General features: G+C 55.8%; 24 protein-coding genes. 11 read left to right on the top strand and 13 right to left on the bottom strand.

Annotated elements, in window-relative coordinates; translation table 11 throughout:
• Nucleotides 1–25: 25 nt before the first annotated feature.
• From fecA to fecI, 3 genes are all read right to left on the bottom strand, one after another.
• Nucleotides 26–2,356 (bottom strand): TonB-dependent Fe(3+) dicitrate receptor FecA, encoded by a 2,331-nt coding sequence (fecA, locus tag EDF73_RS05210; protein WP_132726697.1) that lies wholly within the window; start codon nt 2,354–2,356, stop codon nt 26–28.
• Nucleotides 2,357–2,453: 97 nt separating this feature from the next.
• Complete coding sequence (fecR, locus tag EDF73_RS05205; protein WP_132726695.1) at nt 2,454–3,404, bottom strand: ferric citrate uptake sigma factor regulator FecR; 951 nt, start codon at nt 3,402–3,404, stop codon at nt 2,454–2,456.
• A complete protein-coding gene (gene fecI, locus EDF73_RS05200; protein WP_132726692.1) occupies nt 3,401–3,922 on the bottom strand; it encodes a ferric citrate uptake sigma factor FecI in 522 nt (173 codons plus the stop codon). The genes fecR and fecI overlap by 4 nt, the downstream gene beginning before the upstream one ends.
• Before the next feature lie 264 nt (nt 3,923–4,186).
• Between fecI and EDF73_RS05195 the strand changes: the two genes are divergently transcribed.
• The 4 genes from EDF73_RS05195 (at nt 4,187) to EDF73_RS05175 (ending at nt 7,562) form a co-directional block, all read left to right on the top strand.
• Nucleotides 4,187–4,981 carry a class I SAM-dependent methyltransferase gene (locus EDF73_RS05195; RefSeq protein WP_132726690.1) on the top strand — a complete coding sequence of 265 codons (795 nt, stop codon included), beginning with the start codon at nt 4,187–4,189 and terminating at the stop codon, nt 4,979–4,981.
• Nucleotides 4,982–5,527: 546 nt separating this feature from the next.
• The gene (gene lpxP / locus EDF73_RS05185; protein ID WP_132726687.1) at nt 5,528–6,442 is read left to right on the top strand and encodes a kdo(2)-lipid IV(A) palmitoleoyltransferase; all 915 of its coding nucleotides are present in this window, start codon (nt 5,528–5,530) and stop codon (nt 6,440–6,442) included.
• Between the two features lie 91 nt (nt 6,443–6,533).
• On the top strand, nt 6,534–7,172 hold the full coding sequence (gene leuE / locus EDF73_RS05180) for a leucine efflux protein LeuE (RefSeq protein WP_132726685.1): 639 nt from the start codon (nt 6,534–6,536) through the stop codon (nt 7,170–7,172).
• 126 nt (nt 7,173–7,298) lie between these two features.
• Complete coding sequence (locus EDF73_RS05175) at nt 7,299–7,562, top strand: DUF2534 family protein (RefSeq protein WP_132726682.1); 264 nt, start codon at nt 7,299–7,301, stop codon at nt 7,560–7,562.
• A gap of 43 nt (nt 7,563–7,605) precedes the next feature.
• On the opposite strand, the gene EDF73_RS05170 is transcribed toward EDF73_RS05175, so the two are convergent.
• Nucleotides 7,606–7,728 (bottom strand): hypothetical protein, encoded by a 123-nt coding sequence (locus EDF73_RS05170; protein WP_132726680.1) that lies wholly within the window; start codon nt 7,726–7,728, stop codon nt 7,606–7,608.
• Between the two features lie 214 nt (nt 7,729–7,942).
• Nucleotides 7,943–8,044 carry a YoaK family small membrane protein gene (locus EDF73_RS05165; RefSeq protein WP_132726677.1) on the bottom strand — a complete coding sequence of 34 codons (102 nt, stop codon included), beginning with the start codon at nt 8,042–8,044 and terminating at the stop codon, nt 7,943–7,945.
• A gap of 503 nt (nt 8,045–8,547) precedes the next feature.
• Here EDF73_RS05165 and EDF73_RS05160 point away from each other — a divergent pair.
• Nucleotides 8,548–8,790 carry a DUF333 domain-containing protein gene (locus tag EDF73_RS05160; protein ID WP_132726675.1) on the top strand — a complete coding sequence of 81 codons (243 nt, stop codon included), beginning with the start codon at nt 8,548–8,550 and terminating at the stop codon, nt 8,788–8,790.
• An 11-nt stretch (nt 8,791–8,801) separates the two neighbouring features.
• Here the strand turns inward: EDF73_RS05160 and EDF73_RS05155 are convergent, their stop codons facing one another.
• Nucleotides 8,802–9,149, bottom strand: a complete 348-nt coding sequence (locus EDF73_RS05155) for a DUF488 domain-containing protein (protein ID WP_132726672.1) — start codon at nt 9,147–9,149, stop codon at nt 8,802–8,804.
• A complete protein-coding gene (locus tag EDF73_RS05150) occupies nt 9,136–9,645 on the bottom strand; it encodes a DUF523 domain-containing protein (RefSeq protein WP_132728092.1) in 510 nt (169 codons plus the stop codon). Before EDF73_RS05150 ends, EDF73_RS05155 begins: the two co-directional genes overlap by 14 nt.
• Nucleotides 9,646–9,839: 194 nt before the next feature.
• Between EDF73_RS05150 and EDF73_RS05145 the strand changes: the two genes are divergently transcribed.
• Nucleotides 9,840–10,532 (top strand): CTP synthase, encoded by a 693-nt coding sequence (locus EDF73_RS05145; RefSeq protein WP_132726670.1) that lies wholly within the window; start codon nt 9,840–9,842, stop codon nt 10,530–10,532.
• 111 nt (nt 10,533–10,643) lie between these two features.
• Here the strand turns inward: EDF73_RS05145 and EDF73_RS05140 are convergent, their stop codons facing one another.
• Complete coding sequence (locus EDF73_RS05140; RefSeq protein WP_132726667.1) at nt 10,644–11,828, bottom strand: CynX/NimT family MFS transporter; 1,185 nt, start codon at nt 11,826–11,828, stop codon at nt 10,644–10,646.
• Between the two features lie 97 nt (nt 11,829–11,925).
• Between EDF73_RS05140 and EDF73_RS05135 the strand changes: the two genes are divergently transcribed.
• Entirely contained in the window at nt 11,926–12,720 is a 795-nt protein-coding gene (locus tag EDF73_RS05135; protein WP_165905650.1) for a helix-turn-helix transcriptional regulator, read from the top strand.
• Here EDF73_RS05135 and EDF73_RS05130 read toward each other — a convergent pair.
• Entirely contained in the window at nt 12,704–13,150 is a 447-nt protein-coding gene (locus EDF73_RS05130) for a DUF441 domain-containing protein (RefSeq protein WP_132726662.1), read from the bottom strand. The genes EDF73_RS05135 and EDF73_RS05130 overlap by 17 nt on opposite strands.
• A 126-nt stretch (nt 13,151–13,276) precedes the next feature.
• The gene (locus EDF73_RS05125; protein ID WP_132726659.1) at nt 13,277–13,777 is read right to left on the bottom strand and encodes a YbaK/prolyl-tRNA synthetase associated domain-containing protein; all 501 of its coding nucleotides are present in this window, start codon (nt 13,775–13,777) and stop codon (nt 13,277–13,279) included.
• Nucleotides 13,778–14,119: 342 nt separating this feature from the next.
• On the opposite strand from EDF73_RS05125, the gene EDF73_RS05120 reads away from it, so the two are divergent.
• On the top strand, nt 14,120–15,301 hold the full coding sequence (locus EDF73_RS05120; protein ID WP_132726656.1) for a glycosyltransferase family 9 protein: 1,182 nt from the start codon (nt 14,120–14,122) through the stop codon (nt 15,299–15,301).
• Nucleotides 15,302–15,353: 52 nt separating this feature from the next.
• Here EDF73_RS05120 and EDF73_RS05115 read toward each other — a convergent pair whose 3' ends face one another.
• On the bottom strand, nt 15,354–16,637 hold the full coding sequence (locus EDF73_RS05115; protein ID WP_132726653.1) for a YeaH/YhbH family protein: 1,284 nt from the start codon (nt 16,635–16,637) through the stop codon (nt 15,354–15,356).
• Nucleotides 16,638–16,815: 178 nt separating this feature from the next.
• On the bottom strand, nt 16,816–18,750 hold the full coding sequence (gene yeaG, locus EDF73_RS05110; protein WP_132726650.1) for a protein kinase YeaG: 1,935 nt from the start codon (nt 18,748–18,750) through the stop codon (nt 16,816–16,818).
• Between the two features lie 427 nt (nt 18,751–19,177).
• Here yeaG and EDF73_RS05105 point away from each other — a divergent pair, with 427 nt between their 5' ends.
• The 3 genes from EDF73_RS05105 (at nt 19,178) to EDF73_RS05095 (ending at nt 22,428) form a co-directional block, all read left to right on the top strand.
• Nucleotides 19,178–19,924, top strand: a complete 747-nt coding sequence (locus EDF73_RS05105) for a MipA/OmpV family protein (protein WP_132726647.1) — start codon at nt 19,178–19,180, stop codon at nt 19,922–19,924.
• A gap of 92 nt (nt 19,925–20,016) precedes the next feature.
• A complete protein-coding gene (locus EDF73_RS05100; protein WP_132726645.1) occupies nt 20,017–20,871 on the top strand; it encodes an aldo/keto reductase in 855 nt (284 codons plus the stop codon).
• A gap of 99 nt (nt 20,872–20,970) precedes the next feature.
• A complete protein-coding gene (locus tag EDF73_RS05095; protein WP_132726642.1) occupies nt 20,971–22,428 on the top strand; it encodes a DASS family sodium-coupled anion symporter in 1,458 nt (485 codons plus the stop codon).
• An 89-nt stretch (nt 22,429–22,517) separates the two neighbouring features.
• Here the strand turns inward: EDF73_RS05095 and EDF73_RS05090 are convergent, their stop codons facing one another.
• On the bottom strand, nt 22,518–23,405 hold the full coding sequence (locus tag EDF73_RS05090) for a D-hexose-6-phosphate mutarotase (protein WP_132726639.1): 888 nt from the start codon (nt 23,403–23,405) through the stop codon (nt 22,518–22,520).
• Nucleotides 23,406–23,426: the final 21 nt, after the last annotated feature.

Here is a 23,426-nt window from a genome sequence, read left to right as displayed (position 1 = left end):
GGGGCGGGGCGGCGACAGAACACCGTCAGAACTTCATCGAACCCTGCAGATACAAGGTGCGCGGCTGACCGGCATAAATGCCTTTGTTGTTATCGTCATATGAGCGGGTGTAATACTCATGGTCGAAAATATTCTTCACGCCGAATGCGAGGTTGAGATTGGCCATCTGCGGCCCGAAATCGTAAGCCACGCGCGCCCCCCACAGCATATATCCGGGAATACGCCCGTTACTGCCGTCCGCACTCTCTTTCACGGTGTTGGCGTTGTCAGCGAACTGGCTGGACTGGAAGTCGCTATTGAGGTTGAACGTCCAGCTGCCTGGCTTATAGTCCACTCCCAGGGTCCCTTTATGCTTCGGTGAGAACGGAACCTGATTACCGTAGGTATCGCCTTTCTCGCGAATTTCAGCATTCACGTAGGCATAGCTGGCATAGACCGACAGGTTTTCCAGCCGTGGATTAAGATCGCCGAGATCGTAGCGGGTTTGCGCTTCCAGCCCGCTGTGGCGGGTTTTGCCGCGTGCGGTGACGGTATCGTTAGTCTGGTTGGAGTCGTACTGATTATTAAAGTTAATCAGAAACAGCCCCATTTCCGCGCTCAGCGCGCCGTTGTCGTAGCGGGTGCCGACTTCCCAGGTGCGGGCTTTTTCCGGCTCCACATTGCCGCTTTGCACAGCCTTGCCAATCTGGCTGTACTGTACGGTGCCGAACGATCCTTCGGTATTGGCATAAAGATTCCAGCTGTCAGTGAGGTGATAAAGTACGTTCAGCGCCGGCAGCGGAGCGTTATAGCTGACCTGCTGGTGAGTGCCTTTCAGACTGTCGTTCTGGTATGACTCGATGTGCTCGAAACGCATGCCCGGGACGATCGTCCAGTTGCCAATATCAATGCGGTCGTCGATATACCAGGCGTGCGCCTCGGTACCGGAACGGGTATCGCGATCGTAAGGGCTGGCGGTGCTCGGCAGCTCGCCGCTGGCGGTAGTGGCGTAGTAGCGCATCTCGTGCGTGGATTCATTGACGTAGCGATAGCCGACGCCGACTTCATGCGCGGATGGGCCGATCATAAAGCTCTGGCTGTAGCGCGGCTCAACTCCGCGGACCCAGTATTCACGCGGGGAAAGCGTGGTGTTTTTCCCCTGATCCAGATAGCCGCTGCGTAGGGTATGGGTATAGAAGCCCTGAATGTTGAACTTATGCTGCGCGTCCGGCTGGAACTGGTAGCCGAGGCTGGCGAGCTGGCGACGTCCCCAGAAACGATCGTTTGGCCGGGTGGACTGCCAGCGGTCGGCATGATAGTCGGCGCGGGAGAGGCCGCCGGGCATATCGGCTTCGCCATCGTAGTATTGCAGCAGGCTGTTAAAGGTATGCACCTCGTTCGGCGCATATTTGCTTTTCAGCATCAGGTCATCAATACGCGTGGCGCTGTGCTCACGCCAGTCGCTGCCGCGGGTGCCGGAATAGAGCAGGGCGGCGCCCAGACCATTATCGGCCGTCCCGCCGAACATCAGGTTGTGGGTCTCTTTGGGATTGTTTTGTGAAGAGGTCGGGCTGAGCTGACCCTCCACACCGCCGGCGATAGCAAAATCCTGCGGAATGGCGCGGGTGACGAAGTTGACGACGCCGCCTACGCTTTGCGGCCCGTAGCGCACGGCGCCGGCACCGCGGACGACGTCCACCGCATCCATATTCCCGAGCGACACCGGAGCCAGCGACAGCTGAGGCTGGCCGTAAGGCGCGAAAGGTACCGGAATGCCGTCCATCAATACCGTGGAGCGGCTGGCGAGGCGGGGGTTAAGGCCGCGAATACCGAAGTTCATCGCCAGGTCGTGGCTACCGGTACCGGTGTTTTCCGGCGCATTGACGCCAGGAATGCGGTTCAGCACTTCGCGCATGGTGGTGGCGCCGGTTTTGGCGAAATCTTCACGGCGGATAACATCGCGGGCGCCGGCGTGTTCAAAGACATCATTTTCCCGCGCATCGCCGAGCCAGTCGCCGACCACCGTCAGCGTCGATTCACTATTGACCGCAGCGGGTTCCAGCGTCCAGGCGTTATTGCCCAGCGATTTGAGCTGCAGGCCGCTGCCGCTGAGCAGCGTTTGCAGACCCGCTTCGACATCATAACTGCCGTGCAGACCGTCGCTGTGTTTACCGCGCGTCAGGCTGGCGTCCGCCGACAGCGAGATCCCGCTGCGGATGGCATATTGGTTAAGTGCGGTGTCTAAATCCCCGGCGGCAATGTCAAACTGTGCGGCGGCAAACGCCGGCGCGACGGTCAGCCCCACGAGCGGCAGCAGGCCGAAACGGATTGCCATTACCAGAGGCATCGGTTTGCGTAAAACGCGAAAAGCTGTCATGTGTTCTCCATGATCGTTTTTGGTTGTCTTCATCTATCAAGTCGAACGAGCAGGGAAAAAGGGATAATGGAGAATGAGAATTTTTTCTGTTTTTTTCTCAGGCGGGAATAACGGTGACCCAATAGCGGGTCGTGAACTGCAGTTTTACCGGCAGCGTCTGCGCGATAATGTGCAGTATCGCGTCGGTATTGCCCAGCGGGAAAGTGCCGCTCAGCCGTAAACCGGCGACGGCGGGATCGCAGCGCAAAACGCCGGGACGATAGCGGGACAAGGTGGCGATCGCCTCGTGTAAGGGTTGGTCGCGGAAACTGAGCACGCCCTGCGCCCAGCTATCCTCGCCGCTGTTAAGCGGCAGGAGGCGGGAGAAGAGGTCGCGGCTAAACCACTGGCTTTCGCCGGCGTGGATAATTTTGCGCTGCCCGTTCGCCAGTCGCACCTCAACGGCATGCTGTTGTACCGTCAGGCGCGTCTCATCGGTAAACTGGCGGACGCTAAACTCCGTCCCCAGCGCGGTGAGCAGCCCGTCGCGAGTCTGGACGCGAAACGGCCGCTGACGGCTGTCCCGGGCGGTGGTGATGGCGATTTCGCCGTAGCGCAGGCGCACCAGGCGCTGCCGCGCGTCGAAACGAACGTCGGCTGCGCTGTCGGTATTGAGCGTGAGCTGGGTGCCATCTTCGAGCGTGCGGCGCAGAACCATCCCTTTTGCCGCACGGTAATCCGCGCGTAGCCCTTCCGCCAGCTCGCTGCGCCACAGCTGCCAGCCGCCGCCGGCGGCAACCAGCAACAGCAACCCTTTCAGCACCTGACGGCGCGCGAGGCGGCTGTCGTTGAGAGTCCGGCTGGCGAGACCGCCGGGGAGCTGCCCCATCTGCTGGCGCAGGTTTTCCACCTGTTGCCACGCCCATTGATTATCGTGGTCCTGCTCATACCACTGCTGCCAGCGCGCTTCCTGCTGCGGGTTGGCGCGGCCATCGCTTAATACCGCATACCAGTGCGAAGCGGAACGCAGCGCCTGACGACGGGATTCACTTAATGTCGCGCCGCTCATAGTCCATGCTCCAGGCGAAAAAGCAGACAATGCTCGGTCGCTTTCGCCACGTACTTTTTCACCGAACTGACCGATACCGCCAGCCGTCCGGCGATCTCGGCATAGGTCAGACCTTCAAGCTGAGAAAGCAAAAAGGCCTCGCGGGCTTTCCTGCTCAGACCATCCAGCATGGCGTCTATCTGTTGCAACGTTTCGAGCTGGCTTTGCTGCAGCTCGGGGGAGGGGGCCAGCTCTTCCGGCAGTTGAGCGATCATCTCCAGCCAGGCGCGCTCCAGCGCGTTGCGGCGAAACAGATCGATCATCACCCGTTTGGCGATGGTACAGAGAAAAGATTTAGGATCGCGGATGGTGATTAAGGATTCACCGCCCATCACCCGCAGAAAGGTATCCTGGGCGACATCGTCGGCATCGAAGGAGGATTGCAGCTTGCGGGTCAGCCAGTTCTTCAGCCAACCATGGTGGGCGTGATAAAGCGACGCAAGCGTCAACGGGGCGGCGGTGGCGGTAGGCTGGGACATAACCGGGTTCGGAACAGGTGGACAATAGGGGATATGTTAATATGAGAATGGTTCTCATTACAATTGAAACCCACCGCCGGCAGCAGAGGAAAACGCAATAGTGACTATAAGTAATTGTTAACTATTTTAATTACATTGCGATCTTTTTCACCTGCGCAGGCGGAAATCTCCAGTACCGGGCGTCAATGCAAATAAAATTCATTCTCACCATTCCCTCATCAATCATAATGATGTATTTATAATGCATCTTTTTGGGAGGTGACGATGAATGCGAGTGACAAAGCCGGCCATACCTTTTTGGCCAGCCTGGGCAAAACCCGCTTACGCCCGGGCGGAATAGAAGCAACGGAGTGGCTGTTTCAGCAGGCCAGTCTGTCATCTGACGGTAAGGTACTGGAGGTAGCCTGTAATATGGGGACCACCTCGGTTGCGTTGGTGAAACGTTTTGCCTGCTGCGTGTATGCCATCGATATGGATAAAGAGGCATTGGCGAAAGCCCGACAAAACATTGTCAGGGAAGGGGTGGATAATAAGGTCATCGTGATGGAAGCCAACGCCAGCCGTTTACCGTTTGCCGATAACACATTCGATGTGGTGATTAATGAGGCGATGCTGACGATGTATGCCGATAAAGCCAAAGAAAAGCTGGTGGCGGAATATTATCGGGTCCTTAAACCCGGCGGTCGGTTGTTGACCCACGATATTATGTATACCGAGAATATGCTGGAAGAAGACGCCAGAATGACGTTGCAGGGCGTAGTGAAATCTCACGTTAGCCCCCTGAGTCGGGAAGGCTGGCAGGGGCTGTTCGCCCGCGGCGGCTTCACGACCTTTCGCTGTCATCACGGGCCGATGTCACTGATGTCGCCGCGGGGGCTTATCAAAGATGAAGGCGTTAAACAGGCGCTAAAAATTGTCTGTAATGGCCTGTTGAAACGTGAGAATCGCCCGCGATTTTTGGCGATGATGCGTTTTTTTCAAAGTCAAAAGCGGCGTCTGAATTTTATCGCCTGTTGTTCAGTTAAAGATGCGACGGCTGGAAGCGATCGTCTGAAATAAATGCATGGAAGAGCGTGAATTCATCTGAGCGTCATTTAATGTCAGTAAAGTAAAATAAGGTAATTCTTAATTCATACGCGATATTGATAATTAGTTTTTCTTATGAAAAGCGGTTAAGGGATATTCCCATTGACCCTCCCGGCAATCAGTCAGAGGCCAATATATTCCGGGCAACGGTATTATTACCTGATTCAGGGAAAACGCGCGATGATGCCGGCAACGCCAGCAGTGAAGGGGGCTGCGCCGGCATCGTGATGGCTAACCGAGCGGCTATTTTGTCATCTGTGTGCTCATCTGCTGAATGATTAGCTTGAGAACGGTTATACTCGTAAATATTTGTAATAAACGACTGAGCTTTATTTTACATTTTGTTACAAGTGTGCGGGTATTGTGTTTTTTTCGGTTGAAGTTGTTTTTTACTTGCCGGAGTGAATTTCACCGGATTACTATTGTCATACTTGCTATACGTACCGCCTAACGACTGATGAAGGGACTTCGTTTTTTCCTTAAGCGCTACCTCATTTCCAGACGTTTACAGGAATAATCATGTCTTGCGCTTTTAATAAAAGTCTTCTGCACCCTCGCAACTGGGGAACCTGGTTCGGCCTCTCAATCCTGTGGTTAATCGTGCAATTACCCTACCCGCTGTTGCATATCATTGGTACCAGCGCGGGCAAGGCGTCACGTCGTTTCCTTAAGCGCCGGGAGCATATTGCCCGTCGCAACCTCGAACTCTGTTTTCCCGACATGGCGCTGCAGGCGCGTGAAAAGATGATCGAGCAAAACTTCATGTCGCTGGGAATGGGGCTTATTGAGACCGGGATGGCCTGGTTCTGGAGCGACGAACGGGTCAAGAAATGGTTTAACGTTGAAGGCTTCGACAACCTGAGCAAAGCGCTTTGCGCCGAACAAGGCGTGATGGTCGTAGGCGTGCACTTTATGTCGCTGGAGCTTGGCGGCCGTACCATGGGGTTATGCCGTCCGATGATGGCGACCTATCGGCCGCATAACAGTCCGCTGATGGAATGGGTGCAAACCCGCGGGCGCCTGCGTTCGAATAAAGCGATGATCGATCGCCGTAATTTATCCGGCCTGGTGCATGCGCTGAAAGCAGGGGAAGCGGTATGGTTTGCCCCGGATCAGGACTACGGTCCTAAAGGCAGCGTTTTTGCGCCGTTTTTCTCGGTCCCTCAGGCGGCAACCACTAACGGTACCTATGTGCTGTCCCGACTCTCCGGGGCGAAGATGCTGAGTATCAGCATGGTGCGCAAAATGGACAGAAAAGGTTACACCTTGCATATCAGCGATGTGCTGAATGATTATCCAGGTGAGGATAAACAGGATGCGGCCAGCTATATCAACAAAGTCATCGAAAAAGAGATTTTGCGCGCGCCGGAGCAGTACCTGTGGGTCCATCGTCGTTTCAAAACCCGGCCGCTGGGTGAAGCTTCACTCTACTAAGTCAACAAGCACGGTAAGCGCTTTCAAAATCACGACAGTTGCGTTAACGTGAGCGCGATCATGTTTTTTGTTGAACGCGAAGGAGTGCAGTGTGTTCGCTGAGTTTGGTGTATTGAATTATCTGACCTATCTGGTCGGGGCGATTTTTATCATTCTGGTTCCGGGCCCCAATACCTTTTTCGTCCTCAAAACCGGCATTGCTCACGGGGTTAAAAAGGGGTATCTGGCGGCGGCCGGGGTGTTTATCGGTGATGCGGTGCTGATGCTGCTGGCTTTTGCCGGTGTCGCAACCCTGATTAAGACCACGCCGGTGCTGTTTAATATCGTTCGCTATCTGGGGGCGATTTATCTGCTGTGGCTCGGTGGTAAGATGCTTTATGCGGTGCTGACCCAGCGGGAAGGGCAGGCCGATGCCGGCGCGGAACCGGGGAGCGCGATTCTGAAACGCTCGCTGACCCTGAGCCTGACCAACCCCAAAGCGATTCTTTTCTATGTCTCGTTTTTCGTCCAGTTCATCGACGTTAACGCCAGAACGCCGGGAGTGGCGTTCTTTATCCTTGCGCTGACGCTGGAAGTGATTAGCTTCATGTATATGAGTTTTTTAATTCTCTCCGGCTCCTTCGTCACCCGCTATGTGAAAACGAAAAAGAAACTGGCGAAAATTGGCAACAGCCTGATTGGTCTGGTCTTTGTCGGTTTTGCCGCCCGTCTGGCTACCCTGCAATCGTAACGGCGCGGCCGGTATTCATACCGGCCCGGCAGTGTTAACCTCTGTATTGTAACAAAAAACCTTCAATTTTTATTGCATTGATGTTACATATACAGCCGATTATCGGTCAGAGAAAAGGGAACCTGGATGATTCTGCAAAAACTTACCAGCAATAAAAACAGTAAGAAATTCTTCCTGGCAATAGGGATTGTGTTTGCCATCGCGCTCACCGTGGTCGGACGCGCGACGTTCGGTGGCGTCGTCAGCGAATACAATATGCCGTACTCAGAATGGAGTACGTCAATGTTCTTCCTGCAAGGGGCGATGGTGACCGTTTACAGCATCGTGTTTACCCTGCTATTTTCTATTCCGCTAGGCTTCTTCTTTTTAGGTTCTGACCGCCAGGACTAAATAAAACAAGGCGAACTCACGTTCGCCTTGTTCCACTCTGCGATCACCAGCCTCGACCGTCATAATGATGGTGGTGGTGCCTGTGGTGATAACCATGATCAACAATGCATCCCGATAACAGCGTGCATAGCGCAAGAATCAACGATAACACGATCGGTTTTTTCATTTCTCACTTCTCCGGTTGCCTGCCGTCCGCTGGCAATGGGCTTGCGGAATCGGCTGAGGAAGTGAGTGTATCGCGCTAACTTATTGAGTGGATAAGACAACTCTGCAATATTGCACGAGTGAAAAAAAGTGTCGCAACGATTACCACCAGCCGAACTGAACGCCAGCGAGGGCGATGATGGCGATGATAATCATCAGCATGGTGCTTTTTTTCATTACGCGCCGCCCGGAGCCGCATAACCGCTGACAAAAAACCAACCGAGAAAAACAACGGCGACGATAAAGATAACCACCGGAAAAAGAATACCCACTCTCATTATATTGCCCCTGAAACTCAAAGTTACGTCTGTTAAACACCGACCCCTTCAGGCGCATCAAGCCTGATTTGCGCTGAGAAAATGCGGGTTCCCGCGGCCTGGCTTGCGCAACGCGGGCCCGGAATAGCGTGGAAAATCCGCCGCCAGCATAGAGGCCGCCTGAAGGATAACCTGGCTATCATACTGGATATTCCCGCATCTGAGTCAATATGAACGTACAATTCCCATCATCGGGCGTTAGCGCCAGCCGATAGGCTGCGATTTACTGCGAAAAACAATCGCAGATGCAACGAAGGTTAGATCATGGGCTGCGGGAACAGCGGTTAGGGGAAGGAAAAAAAAGCCCCGCCGGGGGCGGCGGGGAAAACTCATTGATTATGGAATGATCTGTTCTCTGGTCAGTCTGAGAACAAGCGCTACTCTAAGGGGCAAAAGTGTAGTTAAAATGGAGAAACCATGAAGAATCAGGGCGAATGGGTGCTCTGTGCAAAGAAGGAGTCAATATGAAGTGGATGACCATTATGCTGCCGCTGGCCCTGGCGGGGTGCGCGCAACAACAGGATGCGCCGCCTCCGCCGCAGTCCATCGGTATGGCTAACCCGGCTTCGGTTTACTGTACCCAGCAGGGGGGGAACCTGATCCCGGTACAGACCCCGCAGGGCGTACGCTCAGATTGCAAACTGCCCGGCGGTGAAACGCTCGACGAATGGGCGTTATGGCGGCGCGACCATCCCGCGAAGTCGTAATTGCCCCGCGATCAGGCGAGATTTTCCAGCCAGTTTGCCAGCACCCGCGCGTGATTTTGCCGGGTATCTTTCGCGGCATACAGCAAGGTTAACGGCTGCTGGCGAGCCAGCGCGGCGAGGCGCAGCCCTTCGTCGCGATGGGCATCGAGCTCCTCGCGGTACTGTTGAGTGAAGTGGGTAAAATCGATGGCCTCACCGTGCAGCGCTTTACGCAGCGCCGACGAAGGGGTGAGTGATTTACACCATTCATCGTAGCGCAGCGCCTCTTTTTTGATGCCTCGCGGCCAGAGCCGGTCGACCAGCACACGATAGCCATCGCTGGTTTCTGGCGGATCGTAAACGCGTTTACACTGAATCATCGCTGTTCTCCTTTTGTGCCATCCAGGCAAGCAGCTGGGGTATTTGCCGGTCGGAAAAAACCGTAATGCCGTGCTCGCGCAGCAGAGCGGCGGCAACGCCGGAACCCGGCTTTCTCTGCCCGCTGAAGGTGCCATCATAGATAAACTGGCTGCCGCAGGTGGGGCTGCCGTCGGTCAACAATGCGGCTGCACAGCCGGCTTCCTGAGCGGCCCGCAATGCCAGCCAGGCGGCCAGCTGATAGTGGGCGGTGACGTCATGGCCGTCGCTTTCGACGATGCGCCCGCGATCCCGCATCACATCCGCCCCCTGGGCGTTGAGAATTTCTGCCGGGAGTCGGGGAACCGGCAAACCGGCGGCCAGTTCCGGGCAGTGAATCACCAGCCGGTTGTCGCGCTGCCAGCGGGCCAGCGTTTCGGTGAGCTGTGCTTTATCACTGCCGTTATAGCGCACCTGAAAACCCATCAGGCAGGCGCTGACCAGAATCTTGCTCTTCATCATTCCGTCCACGATATCTCCTCTGCGCTATACAATAGCGCCTCTCAAGGTAAATTGCCCGAACCGAAAGCAACCAAATATGGCGATGCGTCGGACAGTTACGAGATAAAATAAGGATTGTGTTCCGCGCAGGAGATCGCTAATCTGAGGCTCCTTGTGTTGACCGAAAAACGCCCTGACATAAGGACCCTGCTATGAACACCCCCCTGCGTATTGCCCTGGTTGGCGACTACCATCCCGACGTGATTGCACATAAAGCGATTCCCCTTGCTATCGATGATGCCGCCGCCGTGCTGGAACTGCCCGTTCGCTATGACTGGCTGGCAACCAGCGATATTCATCATGCCGACGCCGTTGCCGATTACGACGCGATTTGGCTGGTTCCCGCCAGCCCGTACAAGAACGCCGAGGGCGCGTTTATCGCCATTCGTCATGCCCGCGAAAATAGCGTCCCTTTCCTCGGTACCTGCGGGGGCTTTCAGCACGCGATTATCGAATATGCGCGTAACGTGATGGGCTGGGAAGATGCGGCGCATGCGGAAACCGACACCGAAGGGCGCATGATCATTGCGCCGTTAAGCTGCTCGCTGGTTGAAAAGTCGGATACGATTGAACTGCGCGCGAATACCCTGATTGCCCGGGCCTACGGCCGCGATAAAATCGAAGAGGGTTACCACTGTAACTACGGCATTGCTGACGACTTTGCCCGTGAGCTGGAGCAGGGCGACCTGCGGGTGACCGGCTGGGATGAAGAGGGGGAGATTCGGGCGGTGGAACTGGTCACCCATCCGTTCTTTGTGGCGACATTGTTCCAGCATGAACGCAACGCGCTGGAAGGGCGCCCATCGCCGCTGGTACAGGCGTTTTTACATACCGCGGCTCAATAACCTCAGCATGGCTTAAGGCCGTTCCCGGACGGCTTCACCTCCCCGGACGCGGTGCTGGTCGGGGAGGTGAAGCCGTCAGCCGCGTGGCGGCCAACGGGGAATGGCAACGCGTTACCCGTTAATCTCCCGGCTGCGCCCGGCGAGGGCGCCACACACGGCCATCGCGACGGAAATTAACGCGACGGCAATCAGGGGGATATGCCAGTCGCCGTTGGCGTCATGAATTTTCCCCATCACCGGCGGCCCGCAGGCGGCCAGCAGGTAACCGACCGTTTGCGCCATGCCAGACAGCGCTGCCGCCTGGTGCGCGGAGCTGGCGCGCAGGCCAATAAAGGTCAGCCCCAGAATCATCGTCGCCCCTGAACCGAAACCGAAGATCAGCGTCCACAGCACCGCCTGGCCGGGCCAGAACCACAAACCTCCGGCGCTGACTGCGCACATCAGGGCCACCAGGATCGCGATGCCGCGCTGATCCTTCAGCCGGTGGAGAATCAGTGGGATCGCGATACCCGGGGCGGCGGTCGCCAGCTGGAGTAAGCCATGCAGGGAGCCGGCCTGCGCTTCACTGTAGCCGAGGCTCTGCAGGATCGCCGGCAGCCAGCCGACAACCACATAATAGACCAGCGAGTTGATGCCGAGGAACAACGTCACCTGCCAGGCCAGCGCCGAACGCCAGATCCCACGATTGTGCATCGCGCCGGAACCGGTGAGCGGTGCGGTGGCCTGCTTACGCGCCTGCGGTAGCCAGAACAGCAGCGCGAGCAACGGGAAGGCCATCAGCATAAAGAGCGCGCCGCGCCAGCCAAAACCGGCGAGCGCCAGGGGGACGACCATTGCCGACCCCAGTGCGGCCGCGCCGCCCATGGTGAGCGAGTACGCGCCGGTCATTTTGGCGACATGTTGCGCGAAATCACGCTTGATTAAGCCCGGCAACAGCACGTTACCTAATGCGATGCCGCAGCCGATGATGGCGGTGCCGATAAAAAGCAGAGCGGTGGACGGCAGGGAACGTAATCCAATCCCCAGGCAAATCAGCACCAATGCTAACAGCAGGCTCCGTTCGATGCCCAAACGGCGGGCGACGCCTGCCGCCAGCGGGGAGACCAGGCCAAAGGCCAGCAGTGGTAGGGTGGTTAACATCCCGGTTTGCGCGGTGGTGAGGCCGTACTCCGCGCGAATCGCATCCAGCAGCGGGGCGGCGCCGGTAAAGGTCACCCGCAGGGTGGTGGCAATTAATAAAATTCCGGCAATCAACAGCAGATTACGGCGGCCGGCAGAAGGCAGAACAGAACTCATAGCGATCTCTGACGAGTGAACAGGAGGGCTACAATAGCGCGTTTACCGACTGTTTAAATCAAGCTAAAATGACAGATTATCGCTAAAATCGGACAATGTGATGATTGGACTTGGTCTGGATGGCTATGACCCGGACAGCGGCCACGAAGCGGCCCTCGCTTTTCGCATTCAGGTGGTGGAGGACGAGCAGTTTATCCCCCAGCATCAGCACCGCAAAGGGCAGCTGATCCTCGCGTTGCATGGTGCATTGACCTGTGAGGTGGAAAACGCCATGTGGATGGTGCCGCCACAATATGCGGTGTGGGTTCCGGGGCGGGTGCCCCACAGCAACCGCGCGACGCCGGGAGCGCAAATCAGCTTTTTGTTTATTGAACCCGGCGCGGCGCCGATGCCGCCGCACTGCTGCACGTTAAAGATTTCTCCGCTGGTGCGCGAGCTGATTCTGACGCTTGCCGGGCGTAACGGGGCGCTGTTCGACCAGCCGGCGACGCAAAGGCTGGTGCAGGTGCTGTTTGATGAACTGCCGCAGCAGCCGCAGGAGCATCTGCAGCTACCGGTTTCCGGTCATCCTAAGATTCGCCAGATGGCGGATGTGATGGCGATCGATCCGGCCCGATGGCAGACGCTGGGGCAATGGGCGGCGGAGTTCGCGATGAGCGAACGCAATCTGGCGCGGCTGGTGGTTCGCGAGACCGGCCTGAGCTTTCGTCGCTGGCGGCACCAGCTGCAGCTGATCCTCGCGCTGCAAATGCTGATTCGCGGGCAAACGGTGCAGCAGACCGCGCAAAGCCTGGGATATGACTCCACCACCGCTTTTATCACCATGTTTAAAAAGGGGCTGGGGCAGACCCCGGGGCGCTATCTGGCGAGCCTGACTACGACTTCCCGATAAACAGCGAGATGATCCCGGCGGCAATCAGCGGGCCGACCGGCACGCCGCGAAACAGCGCCACGCCCAGCACCGTGCCGACCAGCAGCCCGGCGACCAGCTGCGGCTGCGACCCCATCAGCGCCACGCCGCGGCCGCCGAGCCAGGAGACAAATACGCCAATGGCAATCGCCAGCAGCGACTTCCAGTTGACAAAAGAGTGGAGCAACGTTGAGGGCGGCAGCGTACCGCTGGCAATGGGGGCCATGACGCCGATAGTCAGAATAATAATGCCGATCGTCAGCCCCTGTTTTTCAATCCACGGGAAGAAGACGTTGAGCGGGGTGACGCGGACGATAATTAATATGAGGATAGAGATTGCCACGGTGGTGTTATGACTCACAAAACCCAGCGCGGCCAGCCCCAGAAGAATAAACAGGGTCGTATCGAACATGTCGGGAGATCCTTGCCAGAATAATAAGCCCGTCTACTTTACGCGTAATAGCGTGAGTAAACAGGCTTTTTTTGGCGCCAGAATGTTCTTTCTGGCATCTGCATAATGCCGGGCGACAGGCTGGCGTCAGTCTTCGCGGCGGAAGACCACCAGTTCCGGGCGGGCAATGCGCAGATAATCCTCGGTATTCATGATGATCGACTTCTCCAGCAGACCGGCGTTAAAGGCAATTTCACTGAAGCGGTCGAACAGCAGCGGGTCGGCAATTAGCCGTAAGGCGGGGTGAAAGCTGAACGGCGGAATGGCGCCAAAAACGCAGGCGGTTAGCGCATCGACCTCCGCCGGGCTGGCCAGCGAGGCTTTGCTGCCGCCGATATGCCGCGCGACGCGCGATAAATCGGCCTGCCGATCGGCGGCGAGGATCGCCAGAACGTGCTGGTTGACGCCGTTGCCTTTGACCTTACAGACCAGCGCTTTGGCTCCCTGGCCCAGGGCGGTTCCGCGAATCTCAGAAACGGCCTCGCATTGGCCCACCGCTTCATGCTCCACAACCCGATAGCGCGCCTGCTGTTCTGCCAGTAATTCAAGGAGCTGCTGATGCGTGTTCGACCGTGCCGGCATGTTCATGTTGTCCTTCCCGTGATGGCAAAACGGTAAGCTTAATCCTCTTCCTGGCGGATGAAAACCTCAGCGTGCCGCCGCCGATCGGTTCGATGGTCTGTTGCTGAATGAGGAGGTCAGGGAATATCGCCGCCCGCGCAGGAATTATCGTCGCGACACCCGATGTCCATTTCTTTTTTTAGCCGGCGTTATCCATATTTAATTCATGATCAACTCATTTTATCTTCAATAAAAAATGCTGGCGTGGTGAAAGCAAGAAAATGTTATTAAGCAATCGAACTTTTCTTATTTTATTGAGTCCTTAACAAAACGAATAGTAGGGCCGTTGAGGGTTGTAACGAGATGATGATGATGGAGAAACACGCGGTGCAAGGTTCCCCAGGGAAGTTTAAAAAAATAAGAGAGCTGAACAGGCGCCGTAACTATTTTACCAAAAAAGTTCGCAATGCTATGCGCGTGTATATCGCGAAAACGCTTTGGGATAGACATACGCGTAGCGCAGCGGATTTGTCCTCGGCGAAAACGGTGCTGTTGATGCGTAACGAAGGCGCGATAGGCGACGTGGTCGTGGATTCTGCTCTGGTTAAATGTCTCTATGAGTCGGGGTATGTCGTTGATTTTCTTCTGGCGCAGTCGAACAGCCAGGTGATGCGATATCATCCGGGGATTCGCTATATTTATGAAGCTGAGAATGTGGATTCCGCCAGTTTTCTGCGTAAATTTAGGCACAATGTCCCTAAGTCGGTTATTAATGAGCTGGCGAATAATAAGTACGATATTGTTATCGATCCCTCCCTGTTCGATATTCCCGTACATAGAATGTTGCTGTTACGACAGATAAAAGCAAAGGCGGTGTTAGGCTTTAATAAATGGGCCTCGATTAATCACTATACAAAGTCTTTTGAATTTGATTGCGCAAACTGGCACGTCAGCAAAACATTTGCCCTTATTGCCGACTATTTGCAACTGGAGCAAAGGCATCTGCAGACATATGACCTGCATATTCCGCAGGAAGTTTCCCGGCAGGTCGCTCAGTATCTCGCCAGCGTCGAGGGGCGCAAGGTGGTCATTAATATTTTTGCCGGGCATCCGGATCGCAGTCTGTCGCAGGAGCAACTGGCGATAATCATCAGCCGGCTACGCGAATCTTACCCCGATGTGCATATTATTTTGCTGGATCACCGGGATGAAATCCGCATCCCGTTACCTGAGAGAGTCAGCGTTAACCCCTTTAAGACCCTGCATCACGCGATGGGGTTAATTGCCGGGGCCGATATGATTATCTCGCCGGATACGTCAGTGGTGCATATGGCGGCGGCGTGGAACAAGCCCCTCATCGCTATCTACAAAGATGTCCAGTTGAATAACCGGCTGTGGGCGCCGGGATATGACAACGCGCGGCAGATCGTGGTCAAATGCGGCAAGGTTCACCAGAGCCAGGAGGTTGTCGATCTGGTAATGGCGGAGATTGCGAACGGCGCGCTGAAAAAAGAGCCTGGGCGCGATGAGCTGGTCTGCCAGGATAGGTGATAACCCTTAAGCCGGTGAAGAAACGGCCGACAGCAATCTGCCGGCCGTTAAGTTAATTACTGGCGGTCGTACCCTGCTTATGAAACAGCTCGCGGAAGACCGGGTAGATATCTTCCTGGTCGCGGATATGCTGCATGGCGAAGTTTTCGAAGGTCTCCTGCAGGTGTTCATATTCGCGCCACAGGGTCTGGTGCGCGCGGCGGGTTATCTCTATGTAGCTGTAGTAACGCACCACCGGCAGGATATTTTTCGCCAGCAGTTCGTGACACAGCGGTGAATCGTCCGCCCAGTTGTCGCCGTCCGATGCCTGCGCGGCGTAGATATTCCACTGCGCCGGATCGTAACGCGCTTTCACGACTTCATCCATAAGCTTCAGCGCGCTGGAAACAATGGTGCCGCCGGTTTCCTGCGAATAGAAAAACTCGTGTTCGTCGACCTCTTTGGCCTGCGTATGGTGGCGAATGTAGACCACCTCGACGTTTTTATAGGTCCGGCTGAGGAACAGATACAGCAGGATGTAAAAACGTTTGGCCATATCCTTGGTGACCTGGTCCATCGAACCCGACACATCCATCAGGCAGAACATTACCGCCTGGCTGGAGGGTTCAGGTCGTTTTTCGTAATTCTTGTAGCGCAGGTCGAAGGTATCGATAAACGGCACCCGGTCTATTTTTGCCCGCAGTTCGGCAATTTCCTGGCGCAGCCGTTCTTCTTCCAGCAGCTGTGCCGGTTCACTTTTGGCAATGGTGTCCAGGTCCTCCTCCAGCGCCCGCAGCTCGCGTCGCTTGCCGGCGGTCATCGCCGTGCGTCGCGCCAGCGAGTTCTGCAGGGAGCGAACCACGCTGATATTGGCCGGCACCCCGTTGGCGGTGAAGCCTGCCCGGTGGGTTTTAAACTCGGTAAGCTGCCGCTGCTGGTTTTTCTTCAGATTCGGCAGGGCGAGGTCTTCGAACAACAGATCCAGATACTCGTCTTTGGAGATCTGAAAGACAAATTCATCCTGGCCTTCGCCATCGGCGCTGGCTTGCCCTTGACCGCTACCGCCTCCGCCGCCTCCACCCTGGGGTCGTTCGATGCGGTCATTTTGCACAAAGTGGTCGTTTCCGGGGTGTACGCGGTTGCGCAGCCCGCCGCGACCCTGGTGAAACATCGGCTCGTTGATATCGTCCGTCGGAATGGAGACGGACTCACCGCTGTCGATATCGGTCACCGAACGTTTATTAATCGCCTCGGAGATCGATTGTTTAATCTGCGCCTTATAACGGCGCAAAAAGCGCTGGCGATTCACCGCGCTTTTATTCTTTCCGTTCAGGCGCCGGTCTATGAACCAGGTCATATGCCCTCCTGTACTGCCATTGCCAACTCTGCCTTTCGTCATTCGCGGCAGGGCATTAGCGGCGCTTGCCCACCAGGTCGCTGACCTGAGTCTGCTCATCGCCTGCCTGCCATCGACTGATTACGGGCATACGCAGTTGTTATATGCCCGGTAGTTGTCTCACTACCGGGCTTGTACATCAGGACGATTTACGTACGCGCAGATACCATTCGCACAGCAGACGGACCTGCTTACGGGTATAGCCTTTTTCCATCATACGGTCGACAAAATCGTCGTGCTTCTTCTGCTCATCGGTTGAGGTTTTGGCGTTGAACGAAATCACCGGCAACAGCTCTTCGGTATTGGAGAACATTTTCTTCTCAATAACCGTGCGCAGTTTTTCATAGCTGGTCCAGTTCGGGTTCCGTCCGTTGTTGTTGGCTCTGGCGCGCAGCACGAAGTTGACTATCTCATTACGGAAGTCTTTCGGGTTGCTGATCCCGGCGGGCTTCTCAATTTTTTCCAGTTCTGCGTTCAACGACTCGCGGTCGAACAGCTGGCCGGTATCCGGATCGCGGTATTCCTGATCCTGAATCCAGAAGTCCGCATAGGTGACATAGCGGTCAAAGATGTTCTGCCCATATTCGGAATAGGATTCCAGATAGGCGGTCTGGATCTCTTTGCCGATAAACTCGGCGTATTTCGGGATCAGATAGCCTTTGAGGAATTCCAGATAGCGCTCCGACTGCTCCTGCGGGAACTGTTCGCGCTCGATTTGTTGCTCCAGGACATAGAACAGATGGACCGGGTTCGCGGCAACCTCGGCATGGTCGAAGTTAAATACGCGTGACAATATCTTAAAGGCGAAGCGGGTGGACAGACCGTTCATCCCTTCATCGACGCCGGCATAATCGCGATATTCCTGATAGGATTTCGCTTTCGGGTCGGTATCTTTCAGACTTTCGCCGTCATAGACGCGCATTTTCGAGTAAATGCTCGAGTTTTCCGGCTCTTTCAGGCGCGACAGAATCGAGAAGCGCGACAGGGTCTCGAGGGTGCCGGGGGCGCAGGGCGCATGGGCCAGCTCGCTGTTGTTCAACAGTTTCTCATAGATACGCATCTCTTCGGAAATGCGCAGGCAATAAGGCACTTTGACGATATAGACACGGTCAAGGAAGGCCTCATTGTTTTTGTTATTACGGAAGGTCACCCACTCGGATTCGTTTGAGTGCGCGAGAATAATCCCGTTGAACGGCAGGGCGGAAATCCCTTCGGTACCGTTATAGTTACCTTCCTGGGTCGCGGTCAGCAGCGGATGCAGCACCTTAATCGGCGCTTTAAACATCTCGACGAACTCCATAATCCCCTGGTTGGCGCGGCACAGGGCGCCGGAGTAGCCGTAGGCGTCCGGATCGTTCTGGGCATAGTGCTCCAGCTTACGAATATCCACCTTACCGACCAGCGCGGAGATATCCTGGTTATTCTCATCACCGGGTTCGGTCTTCGCGATGGCAATCTGTTCAAGGATCGACGGCCAGACTTTGATGACGCGGAATTTGGTGATATCGCCGCCGAATTCATGCAGACGTTTGGCGGCCCACGGCGACATAATCGTTCCGAGATAGCGGTTAGGTACGCCGTATTCTTTCTCCAGAATCTGCGCATCTTCCTGCGGGTTAAACAGGCACAGCGGATGGTCGTTTACCGGACTGCGTTCGCCGTTAGCGCTCAGGACGTAGATAGGCACGCGCTGCATCAACGATTTCAGGCGTTCGGCAAGCGAAGATTTGCCGCCGCCCACCGGGCCCAGCAGATACAGAATCTGTTTCTTCTCTTCCAGGCCCTGTGCGGCATGTTTCAGGTAAGAGACTATCTGCTCGATAGCATCTTCCATACCGTAAAACTCTTCAAATGCCGGATAGCGAGCGACAACCCGGTTTGAAAAGAGACGGGACAGCCTTGGCTCCAGGGCCGTATCGACCATGACTGGTTCACCGATGGCCATCAGCAGCCGTTCTGCCGCGTTGGCATAAGCACTGCGATCTTGCCGGCAGATGGTAAGAAACTCCTGCAGTGTGAACTCTTCGTCCTTGGCAGCTTCATAACGCTGGCGATAGTGATCGAATATATTCATGGCATGCCGTCCTTTCGTTTTTAGCACAAGTTGAGAGCCGTTCATATGAATAGTGGGAGCTCCCGGAAGAGGTAAGCTGAGCGACGTTCACCGAATCTCCAGCAACCCTTATGCCAGGTTGGCGGAGCGATATAGATAACGTGCGCCACAATTACCTCTTCTAAATTAAAGCGTAGATGCATTTAGAAAACTTGCATGCCGCCAAAAATCAATTTCAATGACATATCAATAACTCATCCGGAAAAAAGGTGCTTTTTCGCACGTCTTGCCAGGTTGCGTCATGCGGTTGTCATCCTGCTGCAAGTTTGTGGTCATCTGTTGATGAGAGATTGGATGGTTTTATGTAATGACGGGTAAAAAATTTGAGGCATGAGGTGCACGACGTTACACTGCCCTCGCGTATATTTGACAAACGGGAATATGGATTGTGAATAAGATCAAACCTCTGGCACTAGGTGTGTGTCTTGTAGCCTCGGTATCGGCTGCGCACGCTGAAGGGAAGCTCACGTTAGGGGCCGGCGTGGGTATCGTCGAGAACCCTTATAAACAATATGATGCTGATATTTACCCTGTCCCTGCGATTAGCTACGAGAGCGAGAATTTTTGGTTCCGTGGGTTAGGCGGCGGCTACTATTTGTGGAATGACGACGCTGACAAGCTCTCCATTACCGCCTACTGGTCTCCGTTGTACTTCAAGCCGGGCGACAGCGACAGCGAGCAGATGCGCAAGCTGGATCGGCGTAAATCGACCATGATGGCCGGGCTGTCTTACGTCCACAACACGCAGTATGGCTTCCTGCGAACCACGCTCGCCGGCGATACGCTGGATAACAGCAACGGTATCACCTGGGACATGGCCTGGCTGTATCGCTATACCAATGGCAACCTGACTTTAACGCCGGGGATCGGCGTAGAGTGGAATAGCGATAATCAGAATGAATACTACTACGGTGTTTCAAAGCATGAGTCGAATCGCAGCGGGATGCGCAGCTACGACCCGGATAGCAGCTGGAACCCGTATCTGGAACTGTCGGCGAACTATCGCTTCCTCGGCGACTGGAGCGTCTATGGCGCGGCGCGTTACACCCGTCTGTCCGATGAAATCACCGACAGCCCGATGGTGGACAAATCCTGGAGCGGCGTGATCTCCACGGGGATCACCTACACCTTCTGATTGTGCACCAATATGAAGATATTTGTGCATCAAAACAGGGCGTCAGGCCCTGTTTTGCATTACGGTGGTGCAGAGGCATAACGGGAGGGTCGATGATGAAAAGAACATTGCGTTTTGGCGATCGTGCGGCGGTTCCTGCCATCGGGCAGGGCACCTGGTATATGGGCGAAAGCGCGGCCCGGCGGGCGCAGGAGGTCGCTGCACTACGAGCGGGCGTCGAGCTGGGACTGACGGTCATCGATACCGCCGAGATGTACGCCAATGGCGGGGCGGAAGAGGTGGTGGGCGAAGCGATTCGCGGCCTGCGTGACCGGGTGGTACTGGTCTCCAAAGTCTATCCGTGGAATGCCGGCGGGCGCAAGATGATCGGCGCCTGTGAAGCCAGTTTACGCCGCCTGGAGACCGATTATCTCGATATGTACCTGCTGCACTGGCGCGGAGACTTCCCCCTTGAGGAAACGGTTGAAGCGATGGAGACGCTGGTGGCGCAGGGTAAAATTCGCCGCTGGGGGGTATCGAATCTCGACCGCGACGATATGCAGGCGTTGTGGCGGGTCGCCGGCGGCAGGCAGTGCGCCACCGATCAGGTGCTTTATCACCTCGCGTCGCGCGGTATCGAACATGATCTGCTGCCGTGGTGCCAGCAACAGCAGGTTCCGGTGATGGCCTACTGCCCGCTGGCCCAGGCCGGGCGCCTGCGCGATGGTTTAATGCATCATCCGGCCCTCAGCAACCTGGCGCGGGAAAAGGGCGTCACCGTGGCGCAGCTATTGTTAGCGTGGGTAATTAGCCACCAGGGGGTGATGGCGATTCCCAAAGCCGGGAGCATTGCGCACGTTAAAGAGAATGCGGGCGCGCTCGACGTGGCGCTGGCTGAGAAAGATATAGCGGTGATGGAACAGGCCTTTCCGGCACCGGGGCGTAAAACGCCCTTAGACATGGTTTAACGGTGCTGATTTTGTGCGGGCTATCTGCGTGATTCGTTGATGAATATCAATGTTCAGTGGTGATTATCCTCCTAAAGATAAAAGAAAAAGGAGAATAACATGACTGAACCTAACAAGCCTCTGGAAGTGAAACTGGCTTTCCCCCTCTGGAAAGCCGCTCTGACGATACTGTTCGGCGCGATTATCTGGTTTACCCCGCCCCCTGATGGGTTGTCCCTCCACGCCTGGCAAATGTTTGCTATTTTTGCCGCGACCATCTTTGCCATCATCCTTAAGGTGCTGCCTATGGGGGCGGTGACGATGATCGCGCTGATCGTCTCCGCGTTTTTGGGGGTGACGCCTCTCTCGCCGGGTAAAAGCGACAAAGTCGCCGCGTTATCCGGGTTTGCTAACGCTACGATCTGGTTGATTGGTATCGCGATGTTTATCTCCCGGGCGGTGATCAAGACCGGGCTGGGGAAGCGGGTGGCGCTGTGGTTTATTGCCAAATGTGGTTCCAGCATGCTGGGCGTGGCCTATGGTCTGGCCCTGTCGGACGTGGTTCTCGGGCCGGGGATCCCCTCAGCGTCAGCGAGGGGCGGCGGCATTATGTACCCCATTACGCAGTCCATCGCGACCGCATACCAGTCAGAACCTGGCGCGACGGCCAGAAAAGCCGGCGCCTTTTTAATGATCTGCGTTTCGCAGATTGACGCCATTGTCTGTACGATGTTTTTAACCGCGATGGCGGGTAACCCGCTGGTCGCCGAACTGGCGCGCAGCCAGGGCATTGAAATCACCTGGACGACCTGGTTTATCGGGGCTATCGTACCCGGGATAGCCTCCTTGATCCTGTTGCCGCTGGTGATTTATGCGATTTATCCGCCGCAGCTGAAAAAAACGCCGGAAATTCCGGCGATCGCCAGAGAGGAGCTGCGCAAAATGGGGCCGATGTCGCTGGCGGAAAAAATCCTTGCGCTGGATTTTATCCTGCTGATAGTGCTCTGGACCGTGGGCGATATTTTCTTTGCCATTCCCGCTACGCTTTCCGCGTTTATTGGACTGATGGTGCTCCTGGTCAGCAATATCATGTCGTGGAAAAATATCATTGAAGAAAAAACGGCCTGGGACACCATGTTCTGGTTTGCCGTGCTGGTGATGATGGCCAACGCGCTGAATAAATATGGCATGATTAGCTGGATATCGGCGCGAATTGTCGATTATGTCGGTCACTTTGAATGGATAACGGTCTTTTTACTGCTGGTCGTCGTGTATTTCTATACCCGCTATTTCTTCGCGTCGGCGATGGCGCATATTTCCGCGATGTATCTGGCGTTTCTTGCCGTTGCCGTGTCAGTCGGCGTACCGCCGCTTTTCGCCGCCCTGGTGCTGGGCTATACGTCTAACTTGTCGATGGGGCTGACGCAATACTCGGGGGGCCCGGGGCCGGCTCTGTTTGGCTCCGGATATAACACCACGGGTCAGTGGTGGGGCGTCAGTTTCGTGGTGTCGATAGCGTCTATTTTCATCTGGCTGGCGCTGGGCGGCGCGTGGATGAAGCTGGTGGGTTTCTGGTAACGCACCAATGCCGGATGTGTCATCAGTAAAAAAACAGGGCGATTTCGCCCTGTTTTTGATCCATTCCGCATTGCGCGAGAAGGGCGGTGTTATCCGCGTTTTACCACCCGAATAGTCTGCGCCAGGCGCGACGGTTTTTCTTCGCTGGCCGTCTGCGGTTCGGTGACGCAACAGGTTTCGACGCAAACGAAGGTTTTGTAACCGTCATCCGGCATATCGCCCATGCTGACGGACAGGGCCGGGCCCGGGTTCCAGCCGACCACGTTGCTGTGGTGATGATGGACGACGTCGATATTGCGGTTCAGCGCATCGTCGTGAATGACGCTGCAGGCTTCGGCATTCAAATACACCCGATCGGTACGGTCAGGGAAAGTTTGTACGCCATCGCTCAACACGCCTTCTTCGGCATGGTTCACTTTATCGATATAGCGATCGCCAAGGCCGCTGACTTTCACCGCCGCGATATCGCCGACGTTGAAGTAGGTGTGCAGCGCCGAGGTGGTGGTAAATTCGCCGTGCGCTTCCAGCTCGATCTCACAAGTTTTACCCAGTTTGAAACGCGCATAGAGGGTGAATTCGTGCGGCCAGTATTTGCGGGTCTCTTCGCTACTTTGCAGCTCAAAGGTCAGCAGCACGCCGCTGTCGTCTTCGTCGTGGCCTTTCAGCGCCCACGGTAGGTTACGGGCGAAACCGTGAGAAGGGAAGCCCTGCTGTGCTGACGGGCCGAACCACGGCCAGCAGATCGGTACGCCGCCGCGCAGCGCGACGCCGGTTTTGAACGGAGTATTCCCGCTGAGCCACAGGACCTCCTCTTCCCCGGCGGGTTTCCAGCAGAGCAGGTGTGCGCCCTGGAAGGCCACGGAGGCTTTGACCTGGGGGTGGTCAACAACGATCAGTTCGAGATCGTCGAGCCGGCGACGGGAAAGGACTGGCGAAATATCTTCAATAACCGGGAGAGCAAAAATTTTGTTAATCATGGTGCAATCCTTGGTGTGCAG

It is taken from the genome of Klebsiella sp. BIGb0138 (genome assembly GCF_004342285.1).
Lineage (GTDB): Bacteria > Pseudomonadota > Gammaproteobacteria > Enterobacterales > Enterobacteriaceae > Klebsiella.
Note: the sequence above shows the minus strand (reverse complement) of the source record. Positions and strands in the feature narration are given on the sequence as shown.

What these genes read in the sequence shown, in the direction of transcription:
- EDF73_RS05100 (WP_132726645.1), top strand. Translation starts at nt 20,017, where the DNA reads ATGATGAAAAGAACATTGCGTTTTGGCGATCGTGCGGCGGTTCCTGCC.
- EDF73_RS05125 (WP_132726659.1), bottom strand. Translation starts at nt 13,777, where the DNA reads ATGAACATGCCGGCACGGTCGAACACGCATCAGCAGCTCCTTGAATTA.
- fecR (WP_132726695.1), bottom strand. Translation starts at nt 3,404, where the DNA reads ATGAGCGGCGCGACATTAAGTGAATCCCGTCGTCAGGCGCTGCGTTCC.
- EDF73_RS05090 (WP_132726639.1), bottom strand. Translation starts at nt 23,405, where the DNA reads ATGATTAACAAAATTTTTGCTCTCCCGGTTATTGAAGATATTTCGCCA.
- EDF73_RS05130 (WP_132726662.1), bottom strand. Translation starts at nt 13,150, where the DNA reads ATGTTCGATACGACCCTGTTTATTCTTCTGGGGCTGGCCGCGCTGGGT.
- EDF73_RS05145 (WP_132726670.1), top strand. Translation starts at nt 9,840, where the DNA reads ATGAACACCCCCCTGCGTATTGCCCTGGTTGGCGACTACCATCCCGAC.
- EDF73_RS05165 (WP_132726677.1), bottom strand. Translation starts at nt 8,044, where the DNA reads ATGAGAGTGGGTATTCTTTTTCCGGTGGTTATCTTTATCGTCGCCGTT.
- yeaG (WP_132726650.1), bottom strand. Translation starts at nt 18,750, where the DNA reads ATGAATATATTCGATCACTATCGCCAGCGTTATGAAGCTGCCAAGGAC.
- EDF73_RS05155 (WP_132726672.1), bottom strand. Translation starts at nt 9,149, where the DNA reads ATGATTCAGTGTAAACGCGTTTACGATCCGCCAGAAACCAGCGATGGC.
- EDF73_RS05150 (WP_132728092.1), bottom strand. Translation starts at nt 9,645, where the DNA reads ATGAAGAGCAAGATTCTGGTCAGCGCCTGCCTGATGGGTTTTCAGGTG.
- EDF73_RS05140 (WP_132726667.1), bottom strand. Translation starts at nt 11,828, where the DNA reads ATGAGTTCTGTTCTGCCTTCTGCCGGCCGCCGTAATCTGCTGTTGATT.
- lpxP (WP_132726687.1), top strand. Translation starts at nt 5,528, where the DNA reads ATGTCTTGCGCTTTTAATAAAAGTCTTCTGCACCCTCGCAACTGGGGA.
- fecI (WP_132726692.1), bottom strand. Translation starts at nt 3,922, where the DNA reads ATGTCCCAGCCTACCGCCACCGCCGCCCCGTTGACGCTTGCGTCGCTT.
- EDF73_RS05160 (WP_132726675.1), top strand. Translation starts at nt 8,548, where the DNA reads ATGAAGTGGATGACCATTATGCTGCCGCTGGCCCTGGCGGGGTGCGCG.
- EDF73_RS05115 (WP_132726653.1), bottom strand. Translation starts at nt 16,637, where the DNA reads ATGACCTGGTTCATAGACCGGCGCCTGAACGGAAAGAATAAAAGCGCG.
- EDF73_RS05095 (WP_132726642.1), top strand. Translation starts at nt 20,971, where the DNA reads ATGACTGAACCTAACAAGCCTCTGGAAGTGAAACTGGCTTTCCCCCTC.
- fecA (WP_132726697.1), bottom strand. Translation starts at nt 2,356, where the DNA reads ATGACAGCTTTTCGCGTTTTACGCAAACCGATGCCTCTGGTAATGGCA.
- EDF73_RS05120 (WP_132726656.1), top strand. Translation starts at nt 14,120, where the DNA reads ATGATGGAGAAACACGCGGTGCAAGGTTCCCCAGGGAAGTTTAAAAAA.
- EDF73_RS05175 (WP_132726682.1), top strand. Translation starts at nt 7,299, where the DNA reads ATGATTCTGCAAAAACTTACCAGCAATAAAAACAGTAAGAAATTCTTC.
- EDF73_RS05170 (WP_132726680.1), bottom strand. Translation starts at nt 7,728, where the DNA reads ATGAAAAAACCGATCGTGTTATCGTTGATTCTTGCGCTATGCACGCTG.
- EDF73_RS05195 (WP_132726690.1), top strand. Translation starts at nt 4,187, where the DNA reads ATGAATGCGAGTGACAAAGCCGGCCATACCTTTTTGGCCAGCCTGGGC.